Source organism: Mycobacterium sp., assembly GCF_050701675.1.
In the GTDB taxonomy this organism is placed as follows: domain Bacteria; phylum Actinomycetota; class Actinomycetes; order Mycobacteriales; family Mycobacteriaceae; genus Mycobacterium.
The window spans coordinates 1-2,705 of the sequence record NZ_JBOGDD010000307.1 but is presented as its reverse complement, the minus strand read 5'-3'; the positions used below and the strand labels follow the sequence as shown (position 1 = coordinate 2,705).

The window sequence follows — 2,705 nt, the reverse complement described above, 5'->3', positions numbered from 1 at the left end:
CAGATCACCTTCTTCGTACTGCTGGTCGTCCCGCTCGTGGTGTTGCGCTGGGCAACTGGCGCTGACAGCCCCTACATTCCCTGAACACAAAGGATCACCGCATGAAGGATCTGCCCGCCGAGTTCTTCCTTCCGCCGCAGACCAACGCTGGGTTGATGAAGGAAACCGTCAGACTGGTCGCAGGATGCGTCGCGTTCCTCGTGATCCTCGGCATCATCGTGGCGCTGACCCAGGGCATCGTCATCACGGTGTGATCGCCGGCGCCAGTAGTCGCTAGCCATCGACGATCCCATTCATCTAACATTAGTGTCACTTCTAGAGGAGGTGACCCAGGTGGCATCAGAACGGTTCGTCGTCTGCGCAAGCCACAGCCCAGGCAAGGAGCGCGATGTCGAGCACGCCTTCGGTCGAGAGTTCCGCTCGGGCTTGACCGCAGCGGCCGAGCGGGTGCGAGAGTTCGATCCCGACGTCGTGATCGTGTTCGGAGGCGATCACCGTCGAGCCTTCCGCCACGTGGTGCCCGCCTTCGGGGTGGCCCTCTCCGCCTCGATCCTGGCCGAGGGCGGACACCCGGCCGGCGACCTGGACGTGCCGCCAGAGCTGGCCCGCGGGCTGTGCGAGCACCTTTTGTCGGCTGGCTTCGACATCGCCGCGTGTCGAGACATCGGGCTGGATCATGCTTTTGCTCAACCCATTCGGGACCTTGTCGGCGAGCTGACGGCCAACCCGGTGATCCCGATACCGGTGAACTGCGCCACCGCTCCCCTGCCCAACGGGCGCCGGGTGGCCGATTTCGGCGCGGAGGTCGGCCGGTTCCTCGAGGGTATCGACGAGCGGGTGCTGGTGATCGGCACCGGCGGGCTGTCCCATTCTCCACCGAGCCTGGAGGTCGACACCTACGACCTCAGCGACGAGGACCGAGCGCGGATCATCGCCGACGGCATGGCGGACGCGCGCAACAAGATCCGACCCGACTGGGATACCGAGGTGTTGGACGCGATGTCGGCCTGGGACGTCGACGCGTTGACCCGTCTCGTCGACAGCGCGCACGTTCGCGCCGGCGCGGGCGCCAACGAGGTCAGGACATGGGTTGCCGCAGGCGCTGCGGGCGGCGGTCGTCCGGTGACCCCGCTGGTCTACGAGCCGGTGCCCGAATGGATCACCGGGATGGCGGTCGCCACGTCGGTGTGACCGAGTCGGTCCGTGCAACCGCGGGCGCCGGTGCGGGAGTGCGCGAGAACGACGGGGCGGGCGCAGGTTGCCTGACGCCGTCGACGTCGACGAAAACGTTGCGCGCCTTCAGCTGTGGATCATCCATCGCTTCGGCCACGGTCAGCACCGGCGTGACGCAGGCATCGCTCTCCGAGAACACTCGCGCCCAGTGGTCGCGTGGGTGCTTGCGGAACGCGTCGGACAGCGCATCGCGCATCGCGGGCCATCCATCGCGGTCACGCTGCGGGCCGATCGACGCGGGGTCGATCTGCAGCACACGAAGCAGCTCGGCGAAGAACTCCGGTTCGAGCGCGCCCACGGCGACATAGCCGCCGCCGGCGCATTCATAGGTGCGGTAGAACGGTGCCGAGCCATCGAAGATGTTGGTACCCCGCTCATCTGACCAACGGCCGTCGGCACGCATCGCCCACAGCACGTGGCCAAGCACTGGGGCACCGTTGACAATCGCGGCGTCGATCACCTGGCCGTGCCCGGACGACTGCCGCTCGACGAGGGCTGCAAGCACGCCGACCACCGCGAACATCGAGCCACCGCCGTAGTCGCCGACGAGGTTTAGCGGCGGCGCCGGAGGACGGTCCGCCGTACCCATCGCGTGCAGCAACCCGGTGAGGCCGACGTAGTTGATGTCGTGGCCGGCCTGCTGGGCGCGAGGGCCCGTCTGCCCCCACCCGGTGATGCGGGTGTAGACCAATCCCGGATTGCGGCCTTGACATTCGTCGGGTCCCAGGCCGAGTCGTTCGGTGACCCCCGGGCGGAATCCTTCGAGGAGGACGTCCGCCCCGTCTATGAGTCGCCGCACCGCCTCGAGGTCACCGGAGTCCTTGAGGTTGGCGACGACGATCCGACGGTTGCGCAGTTGAGCGCCGCCCCCGCCGCCGGGCCGCTGCACCCGCACTACTTGGGCACCGAGGTCGGCAAGCATCATGGCGGCGTGCGGGGCTGGGCCCATGCCGGCCAATTCGACCACCTTCACCCCGGCCAGAGGGCCGGCTGACGCTGCTGAGGGACCGTCTGCCACGAAGCGAGCCTAGCGCTGATCTGACGGAATGTGCACCTTCAATCTAGGCCCCAAGGGCTACGATATGGATTATCCGGAACACCTGTTAGCATCAATCTGACATATACGTCACCAACACTGGGGTTCAGGAATGACCGATGCGCCACTAGCGGGCATCACCGTTGTCAGCCTCGAGCAGGCCGTCGCGGCGCCGTACGCAACCCGGCAGCTCGCCGATCTCGGGGCGCGGGTAATCAAGGTCGAGCGCCCGCAGGGTGGCGACTTCGCCAGGGGCTATGACCGCGCGGTACACGGCGAGTCGAGCTACTTCGTATGGCTCAACCGGGGCAAGGAATCGTTGACGCTGGACCTCAAGCGTCCCGACGGCATACCCATCCTGAACCGACTGCTCGAGAGTGCCGACGTGCTGGTGCACAACCTGGGGCCGGGTGCGGCGGCACGGATGGATCTGGAC

At 66.8% G+C, this 2,705-nt stretch carries 4 protein-coding genes; 3 read left to right on the top strand and 1 reads right to left on the bottom strand.

Translation table 11 applies throughout. The features are described from left to right. The first annotated feature begins 101 nt into the window (after positions 1 to 101). Both ACRDUX_RS09100 and ACRDUX_RS09095 read left to right on the top strand, forming a co-directional pair. Entirely contained in the window at positions 102 to 254 is a 153-nt protein-coding gene (locus ACRDUX_RS09100; RefSeq protein ID WP_526413101.1) for a DUF7156 family protein, read from the top strand. Positions 255 to 333: 79 nt separating this feature from the next. Then, complete coding sequence (locus ACRDUX_RS09095; RefSeq protein ID WP_526413099.1) at positions 334 to 1,191, top strand: 3-carboxyethylcatechol 2,3-dioxygenase; 858 nt, start codon at positions 334 to 336, stop codon at positions 1,189 to 1,191. On the opposite strand, the gene ACRDUX_RS09090 is transcribed toward ACRDUX_RS09095, so the two are convergent. Beyond that, positions 1,160 to 2,251, bottom strand: coding sequence for a CaiB/BaiF CoA transferase family protein (locus ACRDUX_RS09090; protein ID WP_526413097.1), 1,092 nt, complete (start codon positions 2,249 to 2,251; stop codon positions 1,160 to 1,162). The genes ACRDUX_RS09095 and ACRDUX_RS09090 overlap by 32 nt on opposite strands. Before the next feature lie 130 nt (positions 2,252 to 2,381). On the opposite strand from ACRDUX_RS09090, the gene ACRDUX_RS09085 reads away from it, so the two are divergent. Beyond that, positions 2,382 to 2,705: CoA transferase (locus ACRDUX_RS09085; RefSeq protein WP_526413095.1), on the top strand; the 324-nt coding region annotated here is incomplete at its 3' end.

Bases quoted from the DNA above. Each gene is read 5' to 3' on its own strand.
- ACRDUX_RS09100 (WP_526413101.1), top strand. From the start codon at position 102: ATGAAGGATCTGCCCGCCGAGTTCTTCCTTCCGCCGCAGACCAACGCT.